10 protein-coding genes are annotated in these 26,036 nt (G+C 56.6%); 2 read left to right on the forward strand and 8 right to left on the reverse strand.

Going from position 1 to position 26,036, the window contains the following annotated elements; all coding sequences use genetic code 11:
* Positions 1-195 precede the first annotated feature (195 nt).
* Entirely contained in the window at positions 196-2,742 is a 2,547-nt protein-coding gene (locus LX59_RS13605; RefSeq protein WP_144572761.1) for a TonB-dependent siderophore receptor, read from the forward strand.
* 79 nt (positions 2,743-2,821) lie between these two features.
* Here the strand turns inward: LX59_RS13605 and LX59_RS13610 are convergent, their stop codons facing one another.
* From LX59_RS13610 to LX59_RS13645, 8 genes are all read right to left on the reverse strand, one after another.
* A complete protein-coding gene (locus tag LX59_RS13610) occupies positions 2,822-3,790 on the reverse strand; it encodes an alpha/beta hydrolase (protein ID WP_144572764.1) in 969 nt (322 codons plus the stop codon).
* Between the two features lie 63 nt (positions 3,791-3,853).
* Positions 3,854-12,397 carry a non-ribosomal peptide synthetase gene (locus LX59_RS13615; protein ID WP_144572767.1) on the reverse strand — a complete coding sequence of 2,848 codons (8,544 nt, stop codon included), beginning with the start codon at positions 12,395-12,397 and terminating at the stop codon, positions 3,854-3,856.
* Positions 12,397-18,819, reverse strand: coding sequence for a non-ribosomal peptide synthetase (locus LX59_RS13620; RefSeq protein ID WP_144572770.1), 6,423 nt, complete (start codon positions 18,817-18,819; stop codon positions 12,397-12,399). Before LX59_RS13620 ends, LX59_RS13615 begins: the two co-directional genes overlap by 1 nt.
* A 105-nt stretch (positions 18,820-18,924) precedes the next feature.
* Positions 18,925-20,580, reverse strand: coding sequence for a cyclic peptide export ABC transporter (locus LX59_RS13625; RefSeq protein ID WP_144572773.1), 1,656 nt, complete (start codon positions 20,578-20,580; stop codon positions 18,925-18,927).
* Positions 20,581-20,599: 19 nt separating this feature from the next.
* Positions 20,600-21,925: a lysine N(6)-hydroxylase/L-ornithine N(5)-oxygenase family protein gene (locus LX59_RS13630; RefSeq protein WP_144572776.1), complete on the reverse strand. Its 1,326-nt coding sequence runs from the start codon at positions 21,923-21,925 to the stop codon at positions 20,600-20,602.
* Positions 21,922-22,998: a GNAT family N-acetyltransferase gene (locus LX59_RS13635; RefSeq protein ID WP_144572778.1), complete on the reverse strand. Its 1,077-nt coding sequence runs from the start codon at positions 22,996-22,998 to the stop codon at positions 21,922-21,924. Before LX59_RS13635 ends, LX59_RS13630 begins: the two co-directional genes overlap by 4 nt.
* Positions 22,999-23,204: 206 nt before the next feature.
* Entirely contained in the window at positions 23,205-24,071 is an 867-nt protein-coding gene (gene pvdO, locus LX59_RS13640; RefSeq protein ID WP_246118764.1) for a dihydropyoverdine dehydrogenase, read from the reverse strand.
* Between the two features lie 47 nt (positions 24,072-24,118).
* Entirely contained in the window at positions 24,119-25,483 is a 1,365-nt protein-coding gene (locus LX59_RS13645; protein ID WP_211354868.1) for a dipeptidase, read from the reverse strand.
* Between the two features lie 336 nt (positions 25,484-25,819).
* Between LX59_RS13645 and LX59_RS16000 the strand changes: the two genes are divergently transcribed.
* Positions 25,820-25,960, forward strand: a complete 141-nt coding sequence (locus LX59_RS16000; protein WP_246118768.1) for a zinc ribbon domain-containing protein — start codon at positions 25,820-25,822, stop codon at positions 25,958-25,960.
* Positions 25,961-26,036: the final 76 nt, after the last annotated feature.

Raw genomic sequence — 26,036 nt, forward strand, 5'->3', positions numbered from 1 at the left:
AAACCCAAGATATCCCCCTGCGTAAATACCTCTTTGAAGTGTAAATGAAAAAAGTTATCAGTTTTTTTCAAGTTCAAACGTCTCACTAAAGAACCGCAATAAACGTGTTGGCTGAACGCGCTAGGTTCCACACAAAAACGGTGCTTAGAGACCGTTACCTAAACATTTACAGAATAGTTGGAGTTAGTTGCACTCATGAAGTCCAAACGTACGCGAAGCAAAGGAGCAGCCATAGAGGTCAAGCCAGCGAGGTGGAGCCAGCAAGTTTCGGCACTGGTGCTGAGTTTGGTTGTGGCTCATGCCTACGCCAAGCCGATAGCCGTGGACATTCCGGCCCAGTCGTTGGCTCAGGCACTGGTTACCCTTGGCCAGCAGACCGGCCTACAAATGGTCTACTCAGCAGATTTAGTCAATGGCAAGTGGGCACCCAAAGTTAATGGCACTATGGAACCTGACCAAGCCCTGACACAACTGCTGATCGGTGCTGGCCTGACCTTCCGTATCGAGAACAACACGGTGCTGCTGATCAGCACCCGTACCGGCGACACTGATATTGATATAGATGCCGATACCATGGTGATCGGTGAAACCAATATCATGGGGCAGGGGATGGGCCAAGCTACCGAGAACACCGGCTCCTACACTCCAGGCAAAATCAGCGTCGGCTCTAAAACCCCGACCTCACTAAAGGAAACCCCGCAGTCCGTATCGGTGATCACCCGCCAAGTCATTGAGGATCGCCAGTTTGCTGACCTTAACGATGCGATGAAAGCCGTGCCCGGCGTGACCGTGCAGAGCTCTACATACCGTATCCAAGACTTCTATTCGCGCGGCTTTCAGATTCAAAATATCCAGCTCGACGGTGCCGCGCCTATGGCTTTGGGCACTACCGCTGGTAGCTTCTATTCTTCGAACATTTACGATACCTCCGAGTTCGACCATGTCGAAGTGCTGCGAGGTGCTAGTGCGTTATTTGGCGGTACCGGTGATCCGGGGGGCATCATCAACTTGGTGCGCAAGCGTCCTCTGGACTTCTATCAGATCAAATTTACCGCCTCGGCAGGTAGTTGGGATAATTACCGTAGTGAGCTGGACGTGACGGGCCCACTAGGCTTTGATGGCAAACTACGGGGCCGCTTGGTACTGGCTTATACAGACCGTCAATACTTTGTTGATAACCGCGCTACCGATAAACCCTTAGTTTATGGTGTGCTTGAGGCTGATGTCAGTGCCAACACCATGCTTACTGCCGGCATACGCTTCAATAAGATCCACGAGAACGGCACTACTTCGGCTGTGCCGCGCTACAGTAACGGCGCTGACCTCGGTCTGTCACGCAGCACAGGATTGTCTACTAAATGGGCCTATGCCGATGGCTTCGCCCGTGAATACTTTGCCAAGATCGACCATCGCTTAAACGACGATTGGAAGCTCAATTTCACCTACACCAACATCTACGACACCATTAATACCAACAACGCCACCACCCTAGGCTCGGTTAACCCAGTAACCGGCGCTGGTGTGACCCGCTATGGTACCTATGTAACTCAATGGAGCGAACAGGATCTCTGGGACGTCAACCTTTCGGGTGATTTCAATCTATTTGGACTCAGGCATCGCTTGGTGGTCGGTGGTGACTACCAAGAGATTGACAGCCGTTGGCGCGGTACGGGTCGTTTTACCACTGCGGGTGGTACGGTTAACGTATTTGATCCTAACTCTACCGCTTGGAACGATCCCGGTACCCGACCAGTCTTCAGCCGTAACTACAGCCCCAACAGTCAGATTCAGTATGGCTTGTACGCAAACTTGCGTCTGCAACTGGCCGAGCCACTGCATCTGGTTCTGGGGGCACGGGCGCAGCGCTATAAGTTCGACCAGACTTATAAAACCTCCAATGCTACAGGCACCGTTTGGACGGAGCAGTCGCGTGTAGATATGCGTGAGCCAACCAAAGTCACCCCATTTGGCGGTATTGTCTATGACCTGACGGATGAATGGGCACTCTATGCCAGTTATGCTGAAATCTTCAAACCACAACAGAACCTGCTATCTGGCCCCATTGGTTCAGGAACCCCCCTTGATCCCATGATTGGTAAAACCTATGAGTTTGGTATTAAGGGCGAGCTGTTTGGTGGTGCGGTTAACACCAGCCTTGCGTTCTACTACACCAAGCGCGAAGACCAAGCGGTGCAAGATCCCAATTACGATGCCACCACGGTTCTCTTCGGCGGTAACTGCTGCTACTTCAACGGTGGCGAAACCGTCAGTAGAGGCATTGATATGGAAATCTCCGGCGAGGTTCTGCCGGATTGGATGGCGATGGCTAGCTATACCTTCAACATTAACAAGAACCATGACAGCGGTTCAGCATTGAGCACCATCACACCTAAACACTTGGCCAAGTTCTTCAGCACTTATCGCTTGCCGGGCGCGCTGAGAAACTTCCGCGTGGGAGGTGGTGTTGATATCCAGAGCGACACACACGTCAGTGGCACTGCATCCACCTACGACAATGCGGGCAACGTGATTCAAAGTGGCGTGCCGTTTGAGTTCACCCAAGGTGGGTATGCAGTCTGGAATGCGTTCGTCGACTATCGCATTGATGAGCATTGGAACGTGGCGTTCAACGCTAACAACTTGTTTGATAAGAAATACTATCAGACGGTCGGAACCTCAACCTGCTGTAACTACTATGGCGATCCGAAAAACTTCATGATGACGGTGCGGGCCACCTACTGATTGGTGAGGATTGTCTGAAAAACCGGGGCTTGCCTCGGTTTTTTCGTTTCAGGCGGGCGGTTCTGTGCTGAATGGGGGGCTATTTTAAATACTCACGACCTAAGGTTTGCTCCAACCAACGCCCGGCAGCAGCGTACACCTCAACGGTAGCCCCCGTAATACCCGACATGCGTAGAAAATCATGGGTTAATCCCGCTTCAATACGTAACGTAGTCGGGGTGCCGCTGGCCTCAAGTTTGCCTGCATAGTCTAGCCCTTCGTCGAATAATGGATCGTACTGAGCTAGGTTGACGTAGGCCGGGGTCATAGCTGGCAGCGCTGGATGCAGCAGTGGTGAGGCCCGCCAGTCGTCACGCGCTTGTGCGCGGCCTAGGTAATGTTCGTAGAACCAGTCCAGAGTCTTGCTCTCCAGCAGGTAGCCCTCAGCATAATGCTGATGTGAGGTGCGCCGGGTGTTGCTTTCGGTCACTGGGTAGAACAGCAACTGTGCCTTGAGTGTCAGGATGTGCGTTTGTCCAGCCGCTTCTTCAATTGCCAGCACTGTGGCTAGGGTTGCGCCGACACTATCGCCAGCCAATACCAGAACCGTGGTGTCCAAACCCAGTTCTAGGGCGTTGTACCGTAGCCAGTTAACGGCATCCTGAGCGTCGTGCACCGCAGTCGGGAAAGGATATTCTGGAGCCAGCCGGTACTCTGGGGCGAAGACGGCATAGTCTCCCAGACAGGCTAGGCGGCGGCATACACAGTCGTGGGAGTTGAGACTGCCGACTACATAGCCTCCACCATGCAGATAGAGTAGCGTGGCTTTGGGCGTAATATCCGGGCGCTGGTAAAGGCGGGCAGGCAACCGTGCACCATCGCGGCAATCGACCAGCAGCTCGCGGAGCTTGACCTGGGCAGGGGGATCAGGGTCAAGCAGACGCGAAGTATTTTCGAACTCCTTACGCGCTTGCGCGACGCTCAGTTGATGCATAGGCTGGCTCTTACCGGTCAAGCGGCCAAACTCGGCCAGCTCTAGGAAGGCTTCTAGGTCACAATCTAGGGACATTCAGGTATTCCTTAACAGGTCGAAGAAAAAGAGCCCGGCTGCATCAGACAGCCGAGCGCGGACTTAGACGGTTTGCACAGCCACTGTGTGCAGGCGTTGGTGCAGGGCGTTAAGCAGCTCGGCATGGCCAACGATAGCGTAGTGGTCTGCCGCTAGATGCTGGCTAGAGCGTATGGCTTGGCTCGCTTCGAAGGTTTGGCTGAGGCCAGTTTCACTACCCTTAGCCCACCAGCAATCTAGGCGTGCGGCTACCCTAGGCAGGGTGTGCAGTTGGAGCGAGAGAGCCTTAAGGGTCATGGCTACGCTGAAGGTTCGTGCCAGCTCCTCGCTCGGCGGTATCTCATCGGAGGCGATATTGGCTAGGCTTTGTTCAATCACAGCGAGTACCTGCGTGGTATCGGCGTTGGCCGGTACTGACAGCAACGGCAGGCTAGCAGCGGGACAGCCGCTGACCACGGCTAAGAAAGCGCGCAGATCGCTACCACAGTCGTTTTCTAATTGCTCATGGGTCGCACTGGGTAGGTACGGATCGACGAGAGTCAGTTGCTCAATCTGCTGGCCTTGGCTTTCTAGCTCGCGGGCCACCAATACCGCTAGGGTGCCGCCCAGTGACCATCCCAGCAGGCGATATGGGCCTTGGGGCTGCTTCTGGCGAATGTACTGGGCATAGTCGATGGCCATAGCCTCAAGCGACTCATCTTGCCAGTGACGGTCGAGTAGCATGCGGTTCTGCAAGCCATAGACACTGCACAGACCATCCAAGCGTTGGGCTAACGGCCGGTAGTCGAACACGGTACCGAAGCCAGCGTGTAGGCAAAATAGCGGGGCTTGGCGCTCGACCTTAGAGTTGAGCAACAGCAGTGGATTGAGCCTGGTCTGTTCTTGGTCTTGGGCTGGACACAGCTCGGCGATGGTTGGTCGAGCGATCAGGTCACGCAGTTTTAGGTTCAGGCCCAGTTCAGGTTGGCTGCGTAGGCGCGAGAGCACCTTGAGTACGCCCAGCGAATCGCCGCCCAGTTCGAAGAAGTGATCGGTCACGCCGACTTGCTCCACTCCTAGCACTTCGGCCCAGATCGCCGCTAGAGCACGTTGGCGCTGATCCACGGGTGCTTGGTACTGGCGCTGAGCCAATTCAGGCTCAGGCAGGGCACGGCGGTCGATCTTACCGTTGGGGGTTAGTGGTAGGGCATCGAGTACCATCAGTTGGGTCGGAATCATATAGTCCGGCAGCACCTGACGCAGATATTCAAGCATGGGCGTGGTGTTGCCCGCGCTATCCTCAAGCACCACATAGCCAATCAGCCGCTTGCCACTGCAACCCTCTCGGGCCACTACCACAGCATCAAGTACACCGGCGATATCGCGTAGGCGCGCCTCAATCTCACCCAGTTCGATACGAAAGCCACGGATCTTCACTTGGTTGTCCAAACGGCCTAAGTAGTCAAATATTCCGTCTGAGCGTTGGCGCACCAAATCGCCGGTGCGGTACAGCCGTCCGCCCGTGGTGCTAAATGGATCAGCGATGAAGTGTTCAGCGCTTAAGCTGGGGCGGCGGTGGTAGCCGCGTGCCAAGCCTTCGCCACCGATGTACAGCTCCCCAGCCAAACCTACGGGCAGTGGATTGAGGCAGTCATCGAGAATGTACAGGGTGCGGTTGCCGACCGCTACGCCAATCGGTGCATACACTGCTTCACAACGGGCATTCACCGGCACCCTCCACAGCAACGGAGTGACTACCGTCTCGGTAGGGCCATAGCCGTTGGTAAAAAACCTTGGCTTGAGCACTTGTTTGACCCGTTCGAAGTGGGCATCGGCTACCGCATCGCCGCCGAAGCAGTAGGTGTGTACAGGTGGTGGGCTGGGTTGAGTTTGGCCATATTCGGCCAGTTGTTGTAGGTAGGCTGGCGGGAAACAGGCGATGGTAATTGCCTCGGCATGCAGTACATCCCAAGTTTCCTGTGGAGTCCACAGAGTATTGCCACGGATTACCAACTGGCCGCCACTGATCAGAGTAGACAGCCAGCGCTCTTGGGCACCGTCGAAGGCGAACGACATAAACAGCAGCTCGCGGGTCGATGGGCTCATCTCGTAGCATTCAATGATCGCTTGACAATGCATGCGCAGTGGGCCGCGGGTTACGGCCACACCCTTAGGGGTGCCGGTAGAGCCAGAGGTGTAGATCATGTAGCTAAGCTGGTCGTCCAGAGCTTGGCGATTCGGAGCATGTTCATGCTGTGACAGCACGCACAGGTCTAAATCTAAGCGCTGTGCCGGTTCGATGCCTAGGCGCTCGCCGATGGCGCGCTCGGTCAACAGTAGGGCTACATCAGCATCGCCGATGATCCACTGTAGGCGTTCGGCAGGGTAGTCGATGTCCAGTGGTACATAGGCAGCACCGGCCTTCATGACCGCGTAGAAGGCGACGATGGTGCGCACCGAGCGCTCTAGGGCAATGCCAACCCGATGCTCACGGCTGATGCCGCGTTCGATTAAAGTCCAAGCCAGACGGTTGGCTTGCTGCTCCAATTGCGCGTAGGTTAGCTCAATGCCATCGCAGCGTACTGCGACTTGGTGTGGGCGTTCTTGGGCGTGGCGGCTGATCAGCGCCGCAATATCTGGCGGTGTATTAAGGCTGGCTTGTACTTGAAGGAGTGGTGTATTAGCCAGTAGGCCGAGAGTACCTATGGCGGCCTCTGGGCTGTCTAGCAGACGTTCGAGTAGTGTCTCGAAGTGGTCGCGAATAGCCTCGACCTGATGTGCTGCAAAGTGGTCTAAGCGGTAGAGAAATTCGATACGCAGGCGCGTATTCAAGTGTACAGCCAAGTCCATTGGGTAGTTGGTAACGTCCCGCAGCTGCGCATCGCCGAAGCGCAAGCCTGTAGTACTGGCTGACTGTAGACGTTCGTCAATGGGGTAGTTTTCAAACACGATGATGCTATCGAACAAGGCTTGGCCGTTGCTCTCAGCCCAGCGCTGGATATCCACCAGTGGCGTGTGCTCGTGGTTGCGCACCTCTAGGTTGTAGGCCTGCAATTGTTGCAGCCAGTCCTGCACTGTTTGTGCTGGGTGCAGTGTCTGAATAATCGGCAAGGTATTGATGAACAGTCCCAATAGGCTGTCGGCATTCGCTAGGCTGGCTGGGCGGCCAGACACCGTAGCACCGAAGCACAGAGTCTGCTGGCCCGTATAGCGCTGTAATAACAGCAACCAAGCCGCCTGCACCAAGGTATTAGGGGTGATGCGTAGGCGCTGAGCTTGCTTGCGTAGCCAAGCGGTACGCTGCTCGTCCCAGTGCAGATATAGCGCGTTATGGCCTTCTTGGCCGGTTACGAGTCGGGCACCGATGGCACCGGCTAGCTGGGTCGGGCCTTGTAACTCGGCCAAGCGTGGCCGCCAAAAAGCCTCGCTGGCTTGTTGCGCCGGTGCCTGCAACCAGCGGATGTAGTCGCTGTAACGACCTTGCAGGGGCGGCAGTGGCTGGCCAGCGTAGCACTGGAATAGCTCACCGAGCAGGCGCGACTGGCTCCAGCCGTCCATGAGGATGTGATGACTGGTCAGGATCAGTTGGTGGCGATCATCCTCTAGGCGTACCAGCAGCAGACGCAACAGCGGCGGGGCGAGTAGGTCGAAGGGTCGGCGGCGCTCGGCCTCGGCAGTGGTGGCCAGACGCATGGAGTCAACAGCTTGGCCACGCCAGTCCTGTTCACGGGCATCGAGCTGGCCCTGACGTAATACCACTTGCAGCGGTTCACTCAGTTGCGGCGCTTGCCAGAAGGCGCTACGCAGCATCTCGTGGCGCTGTACTAATTGGCCCCAAGCAGCGATGAAGCGTGAAGCTTCAAGGCCCTGTACCTCGACGCTGGTCTGGTTGATGTAAAAATCCGCGCTACCGGTGTCTTGGGTGTGGAACAGCATGCCCTGCTGCACCGTAGACAACGGGTAAATATCCTCAACTTGATCGCAGGAAAATGGCAGTAAATCCAACTGAGCTTGGGTCAAACGGGCCAGCGGCACGTCTGAAGGGGTTAGGCCAAGGCGTATACCTTGGCTGCACAGAGCCACAACTTGGCGTAGCTCATCGGCATAGTCGTCGGCTAGGTGTTGCAGGTGCGCTGGCTCGAACATCAGGCGGCTGAAGCTCCAGTTCAGACGCAGCTCGCCGTCGAACACTTGACCGTTGATGGCCAGCCAGTTCTGTAGTGGTGCGTCAAGGCTGTGCTCACGGCCCTTGTCTGCCGGGATTGGCCGGAACAAGACGGCAGTGTCGTCATTGCCACTGTCGAACTGGCCTAGGTAGTTGAAGGTGATACGTGCTTTTGGCAGAGCGGCTAAGGCCTGACGCACGGCTGGGCTGGCATAGCAGCGCAGGGCACTGAAAAAGGCTCCCTTAGCCGGTAGAGCACGCAGGTGCTCCTTAGTAAGCATAATGGCCTCGGCCAGCGAACTGCCGGCGCTGATACGTGCTGGGTAAAGGCTGGTCAGCCAGCCAAGGGTACGAGTCAGATCGGCTTCGTTGTCAGTAAAGGCTTCGCGGCCATGACCTTCGAGTTCCACCAAGTAGTCGCGGGTACCCGTCCAACGTTGTAATACGCGAGCCAACGCAGCCAGCAGTAGATCATTGATTTGGGTACGGTAGGCCGCCGGGCAATCCTTAAGTAGGCGTGACGTGGTTTCGGCATTCAGATGGGTGGTGACGCTGTGGCTGTCGCGCAGACGCAGGGCGGTCTCAGTGTCGATAGCCGGCAGTGTGCCGTCGATACCGGCGCATTGTTGTAGCCAGAAGCGCGCTTCATCTTCACCGGCAGGGCTCTGGGCGTGGGCCTGTAGGCGCAGGGCCCAGTCCTGTACCGATAGGGTGCGCGGTGGTAGGTTACAAACTTGGCCGGCGGCGGCTTGGGTGAAGGCCGTGTGCAGGTCTTCGAGCAGGATGCGCCAAGATACACCGTCAACCGCGAGGTGGTGGACTATCAGTAACAGGCGCTGCTCGCCTTCAACCATGCCATGTACTGCACGCAGCAGTGGCCCCTTGGCTAAATCAAGGCTGCCTTGGGCTCGATCGCACAGCGCTTGCCAGTTTTCGTCTTGGCTTGCTTCGTACTGCCAGAGCAGATCAGCAGGTGCCGGTTGCGCGGTAAAGTGCGCCTGCCACTGGCCCTGTACCTCATTGAAGCGCAAGCGTAAGGCATCATGCTTAGCCACCAAAGCTGCCAGCGCTTGACGCAGATGGGTCGGATTCAGCGCTTGGTTGGCCTTGAGCATCACCGACTGATTCCAGCGCTGCATCTCAGGTATGGCTTGGTTAAAAAATTGGTGTTGCATCGGCAGTAGCAAGGTTGTACCGCTGGCCGGCGGGTATACAGTCTGTGCCTGCTCGGTCTGGCTTTGGGTAACGCGCGCCAGCGTGCGCACAGTCTGATGGCTGAACAGATCCTTGGGGGTGAAGTGCAGACCATCGCGGCGCGCTTGGCTGACTAGTTGGATGGAGACGATGGAGTCGCCCCCTAGCTCAAAGAAGTTGTCGTCGATACCCACGCGCTCAAGCTTGAGTACTCGCTGCCAAATCTGCACTAAACGTGCTTGCAGCTCATCCTCAGCCACGCAGTAGTCGGCTTGGGCCTGAGCTGCCCCGGGGTGCGGTAGGGCCTTACGGTCGAGTTTGCCATTGGGGCTTAGCGGCATGCTGTCGAGGAATAACCAATGGTTGGGCAGCATGTAATCGGGCAGATGGGCTTGTAGCGCTCGACTCAGTTGCTGGCGCTCCGGTACTGGCTGTCCGGCCTTGGCCACCAGATAGGCAACCAACTGGTTGTCCACAACCTGTACTGCTGCTTCGTGGATTGTTGGCTGTTCCATCAACCGTGCTTCAATCTCGCCGAGTTCGATGCGCAGGCCGCGAATTTTCACTTGATGGTCGATGCGCCCGCAGTATTCGATCACTCCATCGGCACGGTAGCGTGCTAAATCACCAGTACGGTACATGCGCGCCCCGGATTGAAACGGACAGGCGACGAAACGCTCGGCGGTCAGCGCTGGGCGTTGGTGGTAGCCACGGGCCAAGCCTTCGCCGCTCAGGTACAGCTCACCAATGACTCCGACGGGCTGAGGTTGTAGGCCGGCATCGAGGATCCAGCAAGCTAGGTTAGCGATGGGTGTGCCAATCGGCACGCAGGTCTTACCTTCGTCACGGCAGATCCAGTGGGTGACATCAATAGCTGCTTCAGTGGGGCCGTATAGATTGTATAAATGTACTCTCGGCAGGCGCATAAACACTTGCTGCTGAGCCTCCACCGGGAGGGCTTCGCCACTGCAAAGGATGCGTTGCAGGCTAGTGCAATTTGTAATCTGGTCGTTGAGCAGGAACGCCTGCAACATCGACGGAACAAAATGGAGGGTGGTGACTTGGTGTTGGCCGATCAGGTGTACCAGACGCTCAGGGTCACGGTGGTCGCCCGGTGCGGCGATGGCTAAGCGGGCACCGGTAATCAGTGGCCAGAAGAATTCCCATACCGATACATCGAAGCTGAATGGAGTCTTTTGCAAGACCGTATCATGGGCATCTAGGCCATATTCAGCCTGCATCCACTGTAGGCGGTTAGCTAGGGCACGGTGGCTGTTACCGGCTCCCTTAGGGCGGCCAGTGGAGCCGGAGGTGTAAATAACGTAGGCCTGTTGTTCAGGCAAGCATGGCAGTTGCGGATCCTGCTCGGGGTGCGCTGCTTGCACTGTATCAAGCAGATGCACGGACAGGTGGGTCAGCACTGGCAGGCGTTCAACTAGGTGCGATTGGGTCAGCAGTAGGCTAATGCCACTGTCCTCAATCATGTAGCTTAGACGCTCGCTGGGGTATTCTGGATCAAGTGGTACATAGGCACCCCCGGCCTTGAGGATAGCCAATAACCCGATGACTAGCTCCAAGCTGCGCTCGGCGGCAATACCGACCGGAGTGTCTTGGCGCACGCCTTGGGCGATCAGGGCATGGGCTAACTGGTTGGCTTGGCGGTTAAGCTGAGCGTAGCTTAGCTGTGTATCGCCAAACACTAGGGCGATGGCATCAGGCGTGCGACGTACCTGAGCTTCGACCAAGGCGTGGATCGACGGTGCTGCGGGGTAAGTCTGGGCGGTAGCGTTCCATTGCTCTAACAGTTGCTGGCGTTCATCAGCCGCTAACAGCCTTGCCTCACCGATGGCTTGTTGTGGTGCATTGACCAGTTGCTCCAGCAGGCTGAGCCAGTGCTCGCCCAAGCGCTCAATGAAGGTATGATCAAATAGGGCAGTGGCATAGATTAGGCTCGCGCCCAGACCTTGGGCATCCTCGTAGGTGTTGAGGGTCAAATCCAACTGTGCGGTCTCGCTGGCAAGCTCCAGTGGCTCAATATCCAAACCGTGGCCAAGGGTAGATTTGCTTTGTGGCGGGGCACTGAGCTGATGGTTGAACATCACTTGGAACAGCGGGTTGTGGCTGAGATTTCGCTCCGGTTGCAAGGCTTCGACCAATTGCTCAAAGGGCAGATCTTGGTAGGCTTGGGCTTGTAGAGTCGTGGCCTTGATTTGGTCAAGCAGTTGGGTGAAAGCTAGGCTGGGCTGGCATTGAGCATCAATAACCAGAGTGTTGACGAAAAAGCCGATTAGGTTTTCGGCCTCGACTCGGTTGCGGTTAGCACTGGGCACGCCAACGCGGATGTCCTGCTGGCGGGTGTAGCGGTGCAGCAGAACCATGAACGATGCCAGCAGTACCATAAACACCGTGGCTTGCTGTACTTGGGCTAGCTGGTGGATGGCATGGCTCAAGGTGGGCGGGATCGCCAGTGGTACGCGAGCACCCTCAAAGTGCTGCACGCTCGGACGTGGGCGGTTTAGCGGCAACTCTAGCACGGATTCTTGGCTGCCTAGACGCTGGCACCAGTAGTTGAGCTGACGTTCCTGTTCACCGGCCTCCATCCAGTGGCGTTGCCAGATAGCGTAGTCGGCATATTGCAGTTGCGGTTCGGGCAGTTGGCTGGGTAGGCCTTGGCTGAAGCGGGTGTAACAATGGGTCAGCTCTTGGATCATCACCTGCATCGAACGGCCGTCGCTGACGATATGGTGCTGTACCAGCAGCAGCACATGATCCTCGGGGCCCAGTTGCAGCAATTCAGCACGCAGCAACGCACCGCTGGCTAGGTTGAAGGGGTCATGGATTCGGGCTTGGATATAGGCATACAGCGCCTGCTCGTCGAGGGCTATCAGGGTTAGTGGCTGGGGTGCGACGGCATCGACCTGTTGCGCGACACCTTGCTCATCCTCGACGAAACGGGTACGCAGGCTGTCGTGACGGCGCACCAGTTCGTTCAAGCTAGCCTGTAGCGCCGCTTGATCCAGCGGCCCGCGTAGACGCAGGGCACAGGGGATATGGTAAGCCGTGGACTGGCGGTCGAATTGCCAAAGGAACCACTGGCGCTGCTGGGCGAATGACAGCGGTAGGCGGGGGAATTCGTCGCGCACACGGGGGATCGGCAGGCTGGCGACTGATAGACCTTCCTCACGCATCTTCAACAGGTATTGCCGACGCTTTTCCAGTGGCAGCAGGATAAAGCGCTTGGCGATTCTCGAAGCGGTAGTGCTGTCCATCAATGTTCCTCCATTTCGTCGAGCCAAGCTTCGAGGGTATCTAGCTTGCTCTCGTCGATCGCCGTTGTACGGGTATCTAGGTGAAGTGCTAAGGCTTCGAGGGTTGGGTGCTGGAATAAGTCCTGTGGAGCCAGTGCGCGGCCTAGTTCCAGTTGGATACGCGAAACGGCGTTGATCACCAGCAATGAATGGCCACCCAATTCGAAGAAATCATCATCTAAGCCGACGGCCCGCACCTTTAGTACTTGCTGCCAGAGGTCGGCTAGCTGTTGTTGCAATGGTGATTGAGGGGAGCGGAATGGGCGTTCAGCGTTGGTATCGGCGGGTGTCGGTAGAGCCTTGTAATCGAGCTTACCGTTGAGGGTCAGTGGTAGCTGGTCAAGCCAGACACAGTGGGTTGGAATCATATAGTCGGGCATCTGTGTCTTGAGTGAAGCGCGCAGTGCGGCGGTGTCAGGAGTCTGGCCGGGGTTAGCCACTAGGTAGGCAAGCAAGCGGGTTTCGGCCTGCTCTTGGTCAGCGATTACCACCGCTTGGGCCACTGTCGGTTGTGCTAGCAGTCTGGCTTTGATCTCACCCAGTTCAATGCGGAATCCGCGAATTTTCACCTGCTGGTCGATCCGACCGATGTATTCGACGGAGCCATCGCTGCGGTAGCGTGCCAAGTCGCCGGTGCGGTACAAGCGGCTACCGGGCTGGCGGCTGTATGGGTTGGCGATAAAGCGTGTGGCAGTCAGCCCCGCTTGGTTTAGATAGCCTCGGGCAAGGCCGGCTTGGCCGATGTACAACTCGCCAATGCAGCCAACCGGAACCGGATTGAGTTCGCCGTCGAGCAGGTAGCCGCTGAGGTCGTCGATCAACTCACCGATCGGACTGACAGAGCGGCTCAGGTCGCTTAGAGCAATGGGTCGGTACGTGACATGCACGGTGGTCTCGGTGATGCCGTACATATTTACTAGCTGTGGGCGGTACTCGCCGAAGCGCTCAAACCACGGGCGTAAAGCCGCTACGTCAAGGGCTTCACCTCCGAAGATGACTAGGCGCAAGGCTAGATCCACCGAAGACGCGGTACAGGCCATTTGGATCAGTGGCTTGAATGCCGATGGTGTCTGGTTAAGCACCGTTACGCGCTCATCCATCAACAGTTGCAGGAAGCTTTGGGGGTCGCGGCTCAGCACCTGAGGCACAATGACGAGACGGCCACCGTGGAGCAAGGCACCGAAGATCTCCCACACAGAAAAGTCGAAGGCGAAAGAGTGGAAAAGAGTCCAGACATCTTGGTGGTCGAAGCTGAACCAGCGGTCGCAGGCACTGAACAGCCGCAATACATTGCGTTGGCTGAGCAGCGTGCCTTTGGGCAGACCTGTAGAGCCAGAGGTGTAGATAATGTAGGCAAGGTTATCAACGCTACTACGGGCGGGTGGGTTGCCCATTGGTTGGTCGTCATAATCGGCATTTAGATTCAGACGCAGTAGGTTGTCTTGGGCAGGCAGCTCGGCAAGCAGGCCAGGTTGGTCAAGGAGCACCTTGATGCCGCTGTCGCGAATCATGAAGGCCAAGCGCTCGACTGGGTGTGCCGGATCAAGCGGTACATAGGCACCACCGGCTTTAAGAATAGCCAGCAGGCCAAGGATCATCTCGAAGCCGCGCTCGGCCACTAGGCCAACCGGAACATCGGCATTGACACCCACGGCGATCAGACGGTGGGCTAGGCGGTTGGCGCGTCGGTTGAGTTCGGCATAACTGAGGCTCTGCCCTTGATAGCGTAGCGCAATGGCTTGTGGCTGGCGTTGCGCTTGGGCCTCAATGCGGGCTGCGAGCGCTTGCGTTTGTGGGTAGCAGATCAGCGGGCCGTTCCAAGCCTCCTGCACTTTGAGTTGCTTGACCGGGTTCATCAAGGCTAGGCGAGTGAGGGGCCACTGAGGTTGTGCTAGGCCTTGTTCGAGCAGGTTAAGCCAGTGCTGGGTTAAGCGTTGCAAGGTGATGGTATCGAATAGGTCACGGTCGTAGGTGAAACTGGCGCTCAGGCCGTGTTCACCTTGGGCAGTGCTCAGGGCTAGGTCGAATTGGGCATCCAGCGGTGGGCTGTCCAGCGCTTGCACATGCAGCTCGCCGACGTGCACGGTATCGGCTTCTTGATGGTGGTTATAGAGCACTTGGAATAGCGTCTGTTGCGGGTCTCGCCGGGGTAGCAGCTCTTCGAGCAGTTGCTCGTAGGGTAGGTCTTGATGATCTTGGGCTTCTATCATGGCTTGGCGGGTCTGTGCCAGCAGCCCCTCGAACGACAGGTCGGCGCTGCACTCAGCGCGTAGTACTAGGGTATTGACGAAAAAGCCAATCAGTGGCTCGGTTTCCAGCCGATTACGATTGGCCACCGGCACGCCGATGCGGATATCTGACTGGCCGGTGTAACGGTGCAGCAAGGCCTGCCAAGCACTCAGCAAAACCATAGGAATGGTGGCTCGGTAGGCCGTAGCAAAGTCTTGCAAGGCTTGAGCGGTTGTCTCGGGTAACACTAGGTATAGGCGACCGGCCGGGCGCTGCGAGTGATCACGGCGCGGATGATCGTAGGGCAGTTCGAGCACCGGTGGCTCACCGGCTAGGCGTGAACGCCAGTAGGTTAGCTGGCGCTCACGTTCGCCAGCCTCAAGCCAGCGGCGTTGCCAGCTCGCGAAATCGGCATATTGCAGGGTTAGCGGCGGCAGTGCTTGGCCTTGGTACAGCGCACACAGCTCGCGGATCATCACTTGCATCGACCAAGCATCGGAGACAATGTGGTGCTGCACCAATACCAGTAGGTGGTCGTTGGCCCCCAAGCGTGCCAATCCCACGCGCAGTAGCAAGCCGCTGGCTAGGTCGAAGGGTTGGCCACGCAGCTCAGCGACAAAGGTGTCAATCTGGCTTTCATCAAGCTCTTGGCTTTGCAGGTTCAGTGACCAGGGGGCGAGGATATTTTGGTGTAGTTGCTCATTGTCGAGGGTGAAGCAGGTGCGCAGCGATTCGTGGCGGGCAATGAGCTGGTCAAAGGCATGGTTCAGTGCGGTGATGTTTAGCGGGCCGCGTAGACGTAGCACGCTGGGAATATGGTAGGCGCTACTGGTGGGTGCTAGTTTCCACAGTAGCCACTGACGCTCTTGGGCGAAGGACAGTGGTAATTGGTTTCGCGCAACCGTAGCTTGGGCCTGTGGAACTATCGGTGTAGTGCTTTTGATGTGGGCTAAGGCCTGACAGAAATCGCTCAGACGTGGCTGCTCAAACAGCAGGCGTAGAGGAAAATCTAGTCCTAGCTCATGACGCAAGCGCGAGACAACACGCGCCACCAGCAGCGAATGTCCGCCCAAGACGAAGAAATCGTCAGCTAGGCCCACGCGTTCGGCTTTGAGTAATTCAGCCCAAATGGCCGCAACTTGGCGTTGTAGATCGTTGGTTGGCGCTAGGTACTGGGTTTGGTGGGGCTGAATGTCGTCAACTGCTGGTAGAGCCTTGCGGTCGAGCTTGCCGTTAGGTGTTAGTGGCATGGCATGCAGCAATTGCAGACGCGCCGGTACCATGTAGTTCGGCAGATACTCGCGTAGAGGGGCCAAACAGTGCTCGGTGAATGCTTGGGCGTCAGCAGGCCAGGTAATGGGAACCACGTAGGCAATGAGCTGAGCGCCATCAATGCCTTCGCGGGCGATCACTACGGCTTCGCGCACGGCATCCTGAGCCAGTAAGCCGGACTCAATCTCGCCCAGTTCGATGCGGAAACCACGGATCTTCACTTGGTGATCGACCCGACCGAGGAAATCTAGGCTACCGCTGAAGTGACGGCGTGTCAGGTCGCCGGTGCGGTATAAGCGCTCGCCGGATTGGCCGTAAGGGTGGGGCACGAAGCGCTCAGCCGTCAGGCCGGGGCGTTGGTGGTAGCCTTGGGCTAGGCCGTCGCCGCTGATGTACAGGTCGGCGGGTACGCCGAGCGGGCTAGGTAGCAAATTGCTGTCGAGTAGTAGTAGGCCGGTACGCTCAATCGGCTGGCCCAGTTCGGGGCGGGGGCTGTTACGGGTGAGGGCGTGGCGCGCTGACCAGATGGTGGTCTCGGTGGGGCCGTACAGGTTCCACAGCGTCTTGCAGCGAGCCAGCAGGCGAGTGGTCAATTCATCGCTCAGTGCTTCACCGCCGCATAGTGCGGTCAGTGCGGGTAAGCGCTGGTTAGGGTCGTTGTCCAGCAGCATACGCCAGGTTGAGGGAGTGGCCTGTAGCACATCAATGGCTTCACTGACCAATAGATCAATGATCGCTGCCGGGTCTTGTACGCTGTCCTTGTTGGCCAAAACCATACAGGCACCGGTACACAGCGGTAGGTACAGTTCTAGGCCGAAGATATCGAATGAGCAGGTGGTAATACTCAGCAGGCGTTGCCCGGGCTTCAGACCGGGAGCTTTGGCCATGCTAGCGATGAAGTTGGATAACGCACCGTGGGGTACCATTACCCCCTTGGGATTGCCCGTAGAACCCGAGGTATAGAGCACGTAAGCCAACTGCTGCGGCAAGCAATCAAGCTCCAGCGGTATCACAGGCTGGTCATCAGCTTGCAGGTCGAGGCTATCAAGCAGCAGTATATTTTGGCTCGGCGCGGGTAGGGTTGCCAGCACTGAGGTTTGAGTTACCAACAGCAGAGCGCCACAGTCCTTGAGCATGTAGGCCAGGCGTTCGGCGGGAAATTGCGGATCCAGTGGTATGTAAGCACCGCCCGCCTTGAGCGTGGCCAACAGAGTGATGATCATTGGTGCGCCACGTTCGAGGGCCACTGCCACCCGATCGCCGGGGCGGATGCCCTCGGCTCGCAGGCGGTAGGCGAGGCGTTCGGCCGCAGCGTCTAGGGCTTGGTAGCTTAGGCGTGTGTCACCAGCGACTAGGGCTATGGCCTCGCCTTGGCTGCGGGCCATGCGGGTAAATTGCTGGTGTACGGCTAGACCGGCCAGAGCATCACCTTCGGGGCCTTGGTGGGTGGCCAGCCATTGATCGCACTGCTCGGTAGACTGTACCTGCAAGGCTCCAATCGCGCATTGTGGATTGTCGAGCATGGCTTGAAGGACGGCCAGCCAGTCTTGGCCTAGGCGTTGTGCCGTGGCTACTTCGAATAGTGCGGTGTCGTAGTCGAGGCTGATGTAAAGTCGCTCATATCCCGCTTGGACATTGAGGCTGAGGTCGAACTTGGCGGGTGCAGCTGCGCTCGGAAGTGATTCGATACGCAGGTTAGCGAAGCTTGGTGCAGCTTGTTCGGTGTGGTCATTAGTCCAGTTGAACAGGCAGTGGAACAGCGCGCTACCCGTGCCTTGGCGATGCTCAGCAACGACCTGTTCCAGCGGATGATCAGCGTGCTCCAAACAGGCCAAAGTATGGCGGCGCACTTGATTGAGCAGCTCGGCCACTGATTGGCGGGGGTCTAGGCGTGCTCGATGGATCTGGCTGTTGACGAAGAAACCAATGAGATCTTGAACCTGTTCTTGGTTACGCCCGGCATTGGGCACCCCAAGGATGAAATCGTCTTGGCGGCTGTAACGGCCTAGCGTCAATTGCCAAGCTGCTAGCAACACCATGAAGGGGGTCAGGCCGTTAGAGCGGCAGGTGACCTGTAGCTGCTCGAACAGTGCTACCGGTAGCTCGAAGGTACAGGTTCCAGCGGTGGTAGCTGGGCGGCTGCCGCGTGGGTAGTCGGTTGGTAGTTCGAGCAGCGGCATACCACCGTGCAGGTAGTCGCGCCAGTAGGCTTTGGCTCGCTCATGGGCTGGACTGGCTAGGTAGGCACCGCGTTGCCACTGGGCGAAGTCGGTGTACTGTACGGCTGGACGTTGCAAGTGTCGGTCGAGGCCGGTGCAGGCGTTGCTGTAGGCTAGGCATAGGTCACGCAACAGCACCGGATTGGACCACGCATCGCTAACGATGTGGTGGTTGGTTAGTGCTAGGACGTGGCGCTGTTCGTCCAGTTGATACAGGCAAGCCCGTAGCAGTGGTGCTTGGCCGAGGTCGAACGGGGTGGCCGCTTCGTGGCCTAGTGCTCGGTGTAACGCCTCAGACGACTGGCCGCGCAAATCAACGCTACGCAGGTTCAGCCGCGCTTCGCGGTCAACGATCTGACGGGGCTGGCCCTGCACCTCAGTGATGCGGGTGCGCAGGATGTCATGACGGTCGACGACCCGGTCTAGGGCGTTTTGCAGATCCTGTGCCCGTAACAGGCCGTGAACTAGGAAGGCGCGCGGCTGATTGTAGGTGGTGGCATCAGTGTCGAGCTGATTGAGCAGCCATAGCTGCTCTTGAGCGAAGGACAACGGTGCGTCATCGGCGTAGTGCGGGACGATGCATGAAGGAGCGGCGACTTCCTCGTCAAGCTCGCAGAGCAGGGCCAGAAGCGCGTCATCGATGGATTGGTTCTGGGGTGTCATCTCGGTCTCGCCATCACTAGAAAATTAAGCGTCCTGAGAGAGACGAAAGGACATAGGTGCGATTTAGGCGCGCGGCGAAGCTGCCGCGCTAGGCGGATTTAGGGTTCAGGCTAGGGCGGAGGCTTGCTCAACCACTACCTTGCCAGCCTGTAGGAGTACCAACTGGTCGGCGATGTCGAAGTAGCGGTCATCGTGGGAGATGACGATGATGGTTTTACCTAAGCGCTTGAGGTCGGGTAGCAGCTCGGTATAGAAGATGCGCCGGAAAGTCGGATCTTGGTCGGCGGCCCATTCGTCGAACACCAGCACTGGGCGCTCCTCCAACCATGCATTAATCAGCGCTAAACGCTTGCGCTGGCCGGTAGATAGATCAGTGGTGGTAAAGGTGCCGTCTTGGACGCTGACCTTATGGGCGATCTCCAACCGCTTGAGGTAGCGGTTGGCATCGTCCGGGATGTGCGTATCGCCCTGTACTATGTCGTCAAACAGGTAGTAGTCGGCAAACACTGTAGTGAACAACTGGCGGTAGTCGTCGTAGCCTTCGGCGTCTATGGCTCGACCGTTGAGCAGGATTTGCCCCTGTTGCGGTGGGTATAGACCCAGCAACAGCTTGATCAGAGTCGTCTTGCCACAGCCATTCTCTCCGACGATGAAAAGGATGTCGCCTTGCTGAATTTTGAGGTTCACTGGGCCTAGCCGGAACGGTGGAGCATCACCCACTGCTGGGAAGGTATAGCTGACATTGTTCAGTGTTAGGTCGTGAACTTCAGAGGGGACTATCGGTTTTCCGCTAAGAAGCAAATGTGGCTCTGGCGAAGAAAATTGTTCCGATAACTGTGCAATACGGCGAAACGCAATTTGGGCACGGCTGACGACTGGCAGTGTGCCGATCAGGTGTTCAAGCGGGCCTTTCATGTAGAGCAGTACCAGTACGAAACCGCTCATTGCTGTCGGATTCGTACTTGGCCACAGCGCATGCAGGGCGAGGGTCAGTCCGATGACCACGAAAAACAGCATTGAGCCGAGGCTCTTGGCGATCACAAAGGTATTGATTGAGCGAATCTGAGTGTCTCGAATAAGCTCGGCTGTCTGGCATATGCCCTTGCTAAACATGCGTTGGCGTCGTGGCCTATGGATGCGCAGTTCCTTTGCGCCTTCGGCGATGGCGTTGTAGTACTTTTGCAACTGGTCTTCCGCATCCCGGGCTTTTATAAATCCCTGTATGCCACGGACTCGTGCAATGTACTGGACTACTGCGCCAATGCCTATTGCCACCAGTGTCAGCAGGAACATCGGCCAAGACAGTACGGCCAGATAGCCAAGACAGCCCAAGGTGATCGTCAGTGAAATCGCCAGCGGGGCAAAAGCAAAAGCAAAATCGCTGATGGTATCCACGTCATGGGTCAGCACGGGGATAAGCCGATGACTGCGATAGCGCTCAATTTGTTCGATTGGGGCGGATAGAACCTTCTCGCCCAGCTCCTTGCGCAGCGCCGCGATGATGCTCTGGCCAACTCGGTTGGTACTGATGTCAGACAGGATTGAGCAGGACAATGCCAGCAGACACAGCCCAGCAAATCCCCATATCACCCCTTGGTTCAGGCCGCTCTCAGTGTGCAAGGCATCGTTGATGGTGGCCAGCAACAGGGTAATGCTCAGGCCACCGACCATGCCCAGTACGATGGAGCCTGCCACAATGAGCTTGAACGGTCGCAGTAGAATGAACAATTCGTGCAGCGGGCCTTTTACGGGCTGGGACATGATTGATCCTTATTTCCTATCAGGCACTGGCCAGTACACTGACTTTGGGTTGTTTGGCGGATGTAGGGATATCTAGGGCTCGATACAGTGCTCGGCCAATTTCTTCGCTGCGCATGGGCAGTACCGACAACAGAGTGTCGCTGAGGCCATGGGTTGCTTCACAGAACCCCTGAAGGAAAACGGGCGCTCGCAATTGCGCAGTGGCAAGGGCGCGGTAGTTGCGATCGACCTCAAGACCCGGCAGGTAAGCCTGCAAGGGAGCCAGTAGACGCTGATGGCTGAAACGCTCGTAGCCGGTGGCCAGTATCACCGCATCGTAGCGATGGGTACGGCGTTGCTGGGTGGCCAGATCCTGTAGGGTGAGTTCGATACCCTGTTCAGTGGCCAATGCGGCTTCAACCTGTTGCCGACAAAGTACGGCATGGCGGAATTGGCGGGCGACTTTCTGACGATAGATAACGCGATAAATGCGCTCAATCAGTTCTGGATCGACCACTGCATAGTTCGTGTTGTGGTATTCCTTGATTAACTGCTCGCGGTCATGGGCCGTTTGTTGGAACACTATATCGGTGTATTTAGGCGCAAAAATTTCATTGACGAAGGGCGTATCGTCGGCCGGTTTAAGGGCGCTGCTACGTGAGATCATATCGACCTTGACCGAGGGGTAACTGTCGTTGAGGTCGATAAAGGCTTCAGCAGCACTTTGGCCAGAGCCAATGATGGCGATGCGCATGGGTTGACCTGCGCTGCAGGGTAAATTCTTGAGGGCTGTCAAATATTGGGAATGATGGAAGACGCGTGCGTCGTCTTTAAACGGGGCGAACAGTTCAGGAATTTTCGGGCAACTGCCGGTACTGACGACTACTGAGCGCGCACGGCGTATCTGTTCCTGACCTTGGGCGGTGCGGGAAACCAGTTTCAGATGATCAATGTGGCCATTGTCGAGTTCTGGCTCAACCCGCACCACCTCTTCGCCGTAGAGGACTTTGTCGGCGAAGTGTTCGGCGACCCAGCCTAGGTAGTCGTTAAATTCCAAGCGACAGGGGTAGAAAGTACCGAGGTTGATGAAGTCGATCAGGCGATCCTGTTGCTTCAGGTAGTTGATGAAGCTGTAAGGGCTGGTGGGGTTACGCAGAGAAACCAGATCCTTGAGAAAGGAAATCTGTAGCTCACTCTGGGAGGAGAGCGTATCACCATGCCAGCGGTAATGAAGTTGCTTGTCGATGAACAGCGCATCCAGATCTCTGCCGCTGTGCTGTGCAAGCTCTTCGAGGGCGATGGCCAATGCGATATTGGAGGGGCCAAAGCCCACGCCAATGAGATCATGAATCTTGCTAGTGCTCATACGATGGTTCCTTCATGCGAGGGTTGGACAATGTCCAGAGGGTTATACAAACGATCGAAAAAGAAGCGCTCGCGAGACAGCATCACCAGCAGCGCACGTTTGTGGGGGAAGTCGAAGTGCTTGACCTTGGCAAACCCGCTGCGGTCGAAGTTGGCGATCTGCCGATGATTGTCGTATCGGGGTTCGCAAACGATGCGTTGGGTGCGGGGATCGTCGAGAAATAGGTAGTGGCAGATTGAAGAAAACCAGGCGGTGTAAAAAGCTTTGCCACGGAAGCCTTCTTCGCCCACCAATAAATGCAGGCCTCTGTCATAGTCATCCGCATCGTAGAAAGGGGCGATGCGGTCTTCTTTGGCCCAGTAAACTTCGAAGTAACCAAAAGCTTGGCCGTCGAAACGACCAATTAGAGGCAGTGTGTGGGGATCATCCTGCTGTTTTTGCAGGTAGGCACGATGCTGTTCTAGGCTGCCTTCTTCTTCCCAGAATTGAGCGACGCGGGGGCTGTTCATCCAGCGGTGAAAGGCGGGCAGGTCGTGATCGGGATCGGCCTGCTCCAGCGTCAGTGTCTGACCCAACCAAGGAATAAAGCGGCTGTAGAGCACCCCATTTGGTGCTGTAGGGCGCAGAGGGTGTTGGCTGGAGCCCGTCTTGACGTGATGCTGAGGGAATGCTGTGGCGTAGCCTTTGTGCAGCCAAGGCAGGGATTGTTGCCACAACGAATGAGCTGAGCAGATGAGTGTATCTGGCGCAATCTGATGCAATAGACCTGTGGCCAGCAAAGGATTGATCGCCGCGTGGGGCGTTGTTGTTACAAGCCGTAGCTCATCCAGATTTGGAGTGTGAGTGAATGCTGCCTCGCATGCAGCTAGAACACAGCGCGCCTGCCAATCATCGTCGCCTATCAAGTGGTTAATGCTGCCCAGCAACTTTTGTGTAAACGCTGGCTGTACGAAGAGCTCCAACTGAGGCTGGTCGTTTAGCGAGATCGTGATTTGCTCGTTTGTGCAGCGTGCCCGCAACTGACGGTCAGGGTAAAGGCTGTTGAGTACTGGGATATTTGCATGGCCGTTCATCTGGGCTTCCACACTAAGAAGGCTTTAGCTGTCAGACGAGGATGGAGCCCTTGGATTTAGTAAGTTCCTCAAGCTTTCTGATGCGAGGCGATGAGATCTCCTATAGGCGGGGTAAAATCCATTGAGATGCTGGGCCTTTGGGCGCTAAACCCATAGCCGCCCAAAGAAATGGGCGACAAGGCAATGAATCGTACGATTGTTTGATGTCAGAGTTCGCGGGCAACCCTAAACCCTATCCAATCTCCTCGGTTGCGTTTGAGTGAAGCGTTACGGTTGCCCGACCGGGAGAAAATCGGTGGTTCTCCCCAGTCGTTGCCACGGATCTGTGCCACTTCGCACTGCTCATCATCAATCCACGGACTGCCATCAGTCGGTGCACCTTGGTAGTGGTTATGCCGGCAATCAGCCACCCACTCATACACATTCCCATGCATGTCGTAGACACCAAAGGCATTGGCTGGGTAGCTGCCTACCGGAGAGCTGTAACTAAAGCCATCCTTGGGGCCATAGGTATTGGCGTGCTTGCTGATCTGGTACTCACCTTCTTTATCGAACGGAAAAGGGAAGGGGCCGGTGGAACCGGCTCGTGCACCGTACTCGCGTTCAGCTTCACTGAGCATCCGATAGGTTTGCCCGGTTTTTTCCGACAGCCATCTCGTATAGGCCTGAACTTCGTAGTAATCGACACAAACGGCCGGTTGTCTCGGTTCTTGCTTGTAGGTTGGCTTGCTGGCTTCGCACCAACGGCCGGGACGTTCATCGCCACTTTTAATGACGACACCCGTAGCTTTGATATAGGCATCTAGCTCCCCAGCAGTCACCTGAAAGCGGCTGATCGCAAAAGGCTTGGCAAAGGTCACAGTGTGCTGTGGGCCTTCATCCGGTTGGCGCCCCAGTTCATCATCGGGAGTACCCATGACGTAGCTGCCAGCAGGCAGTACGACCATTTCGGGACAATCCTTGCAATCTTTAAAAACGGTTCCAGGCATTACGGGTTTATCTGATGCTTGGACGGTAGAGACCGCAGCTAGGCAGAGTAATAGGAGGTTTCCAAGGCGATATGTGCAGCGCATCTTGCTTGGCCTTTCATTAAAGTAGTGGGTTAGAAGGTCTATGTAGCCTACTTACCGTTCTTACCTATCTGGGGTGTCTGCGGCTTAGCTTGTTGTTGCACCACTTCCCAGACTCGTAAGAAGTTGCCGCCCCACAGCTTGGCGATGTCCTCATCCGAGTAGCCGCGCTGTATGAGTTCGGCGGTAACGTTGCGTGTATCGGCAACGCTTTCCCAGCCGATCAAGCCGCCGCCGTCGTTAAAGTCCGAACTGATGCCCACGTGGTCGATGCCGATTTTCTGCACCGCGTAGTCAATGCTGTCTCCGAGCTCCTTCAGTGAAGCGCGTGGGTCGGCTTCTAAGATCGGATAGAGACGGCTGGCGTATTCGCCGAAGCGTTTTTCCGGCCAGATGGAGAAAACCGGGTCAGCGGGCATGCTGGCTTGGGATAGGTTCTGTACCGCGGGCAAGTCGAATTCGGCGCGCATGCGGTTAACCTTATCCAAGGTTTCTTTGGAGAAGGCCTTGAGCTGAGAGGTAAAACCGACGATGTGCACCACACCACCCGAATCCCGAATCAGGCGCATCTCCTTGTCAGTGAGGTTGCGTTGCAGATCTACCAGACTGCGTACCCCAGAGTGGGAGGCAATGATGGGGGCACGGCTCAGCTTAGCGGTTTGTTCCAGCGCAGCAGTGGACATTTGTGATACGTCAATGACTACGCCCAGCTCATTGAGGCGGCGCACTGCTTGGCGACCTAGCTCCGAGAGACCGCCCTGTTCGTCGGGCGAGTCACCGAAAAAGGGCATGGGTCGCGACGAATCAGACCAAGCATTATTGGCGACATAGTTAAAGCCGAAGATACGCACGCCTCGCGCGGCCCAATCGTCCAGCCGGGATACCTCATCGCCCAGCGGGTAAGCGTTAAGCATGCTGATAACAATAGCGAACTTGCCTTCGTGGGCTAAGTGACGAAAGTCTGCGGGGGTGTAGGCAATACCCGCACGTTCGGGAAAGTCGCGGGCGATGCCGATAATGGCACGGTAACGGGTTTCCTGCTCATGGCGTGCTGCTTCAACGAAGCCAGCGGTTGGGCGGTGCGGACTGTTGGCACCGGTCCAGAACTCAGGCCAAGCAAAAATGGTCAATGCAGCTCCGCTCAAGCGGCCTCGCTCAGCTTTGACAAGGTCGAATTGGCCAGAGCCCTCACGGTTGGCTTCTGCGCCTTCAGTTCCAAATTGGGGGGGTATATCGAGGTGAGCGTCAAAGGAGAGGATACGCTCCTGTAGTGCGTTAGCTCGTGCGATGATCTCCTTTGGGTAAAGGGCCGTCTCGCGGATCAGAAACCACCAGACTAGCAATGCAGCTCCTGCCACTAGTAATGGCAGTAGGATCAATAGCAGCCATTTCCAGAGGGTGCGACTCGTACTCATGGAACTCCCCAGTAGATGATGCTTCGCCGACAGAAGCGCCGGCGATTGTTGGGAGAACGAGCGGAAGGAAACGAAATTTATCAGTTTTGCGCGAAAAACCCCGTACCTTATAGTGCAGGGATGGATAGCACGGGAGGCGTAGCCTCCCTGATAGTTGCCTTATCTGTTGCTCAATATATCACTTGATCACTGCAAGAGGGGCACCGCCGAAATGCACACGACAGCTTGTAAAACGTACCGGTGAACTCTATTGTAGGAAACATCAAATCCTCCTCGTTAGCCAAAGCTAAGATCGCCAAATCCGTATTGAATGCGGGATGGGCTATGTTGAAGACAATGCTGGAATATAAATGCGATAGCGCAGGCATTGTTTTTAAAGCGGTTAATGAGGCGTACACCCCCCAAACCTGCTTGAATTGCGGCTGTTTGCCGGATTCGAGGCCGAACGGTAGCGCAGGGCTTGGAATAAGAGAATGAACCTGCAATGCCTGTGGTGTCAGGCACGACCGCGATATTAACGCGGCTAAGAACATGCTTGCGGTCGGGCATGGCC

Source organism: Azomonas agilis, from assembly GCF_007830255.1.
In the GTDB taxonomy this organism is placed as follows: Bacteria; Pseudomonadota; Gammaproteobacteria; order Pseudomonadales; family Pseudomonadaceae; genus Azomonas; species Azomonas agilis.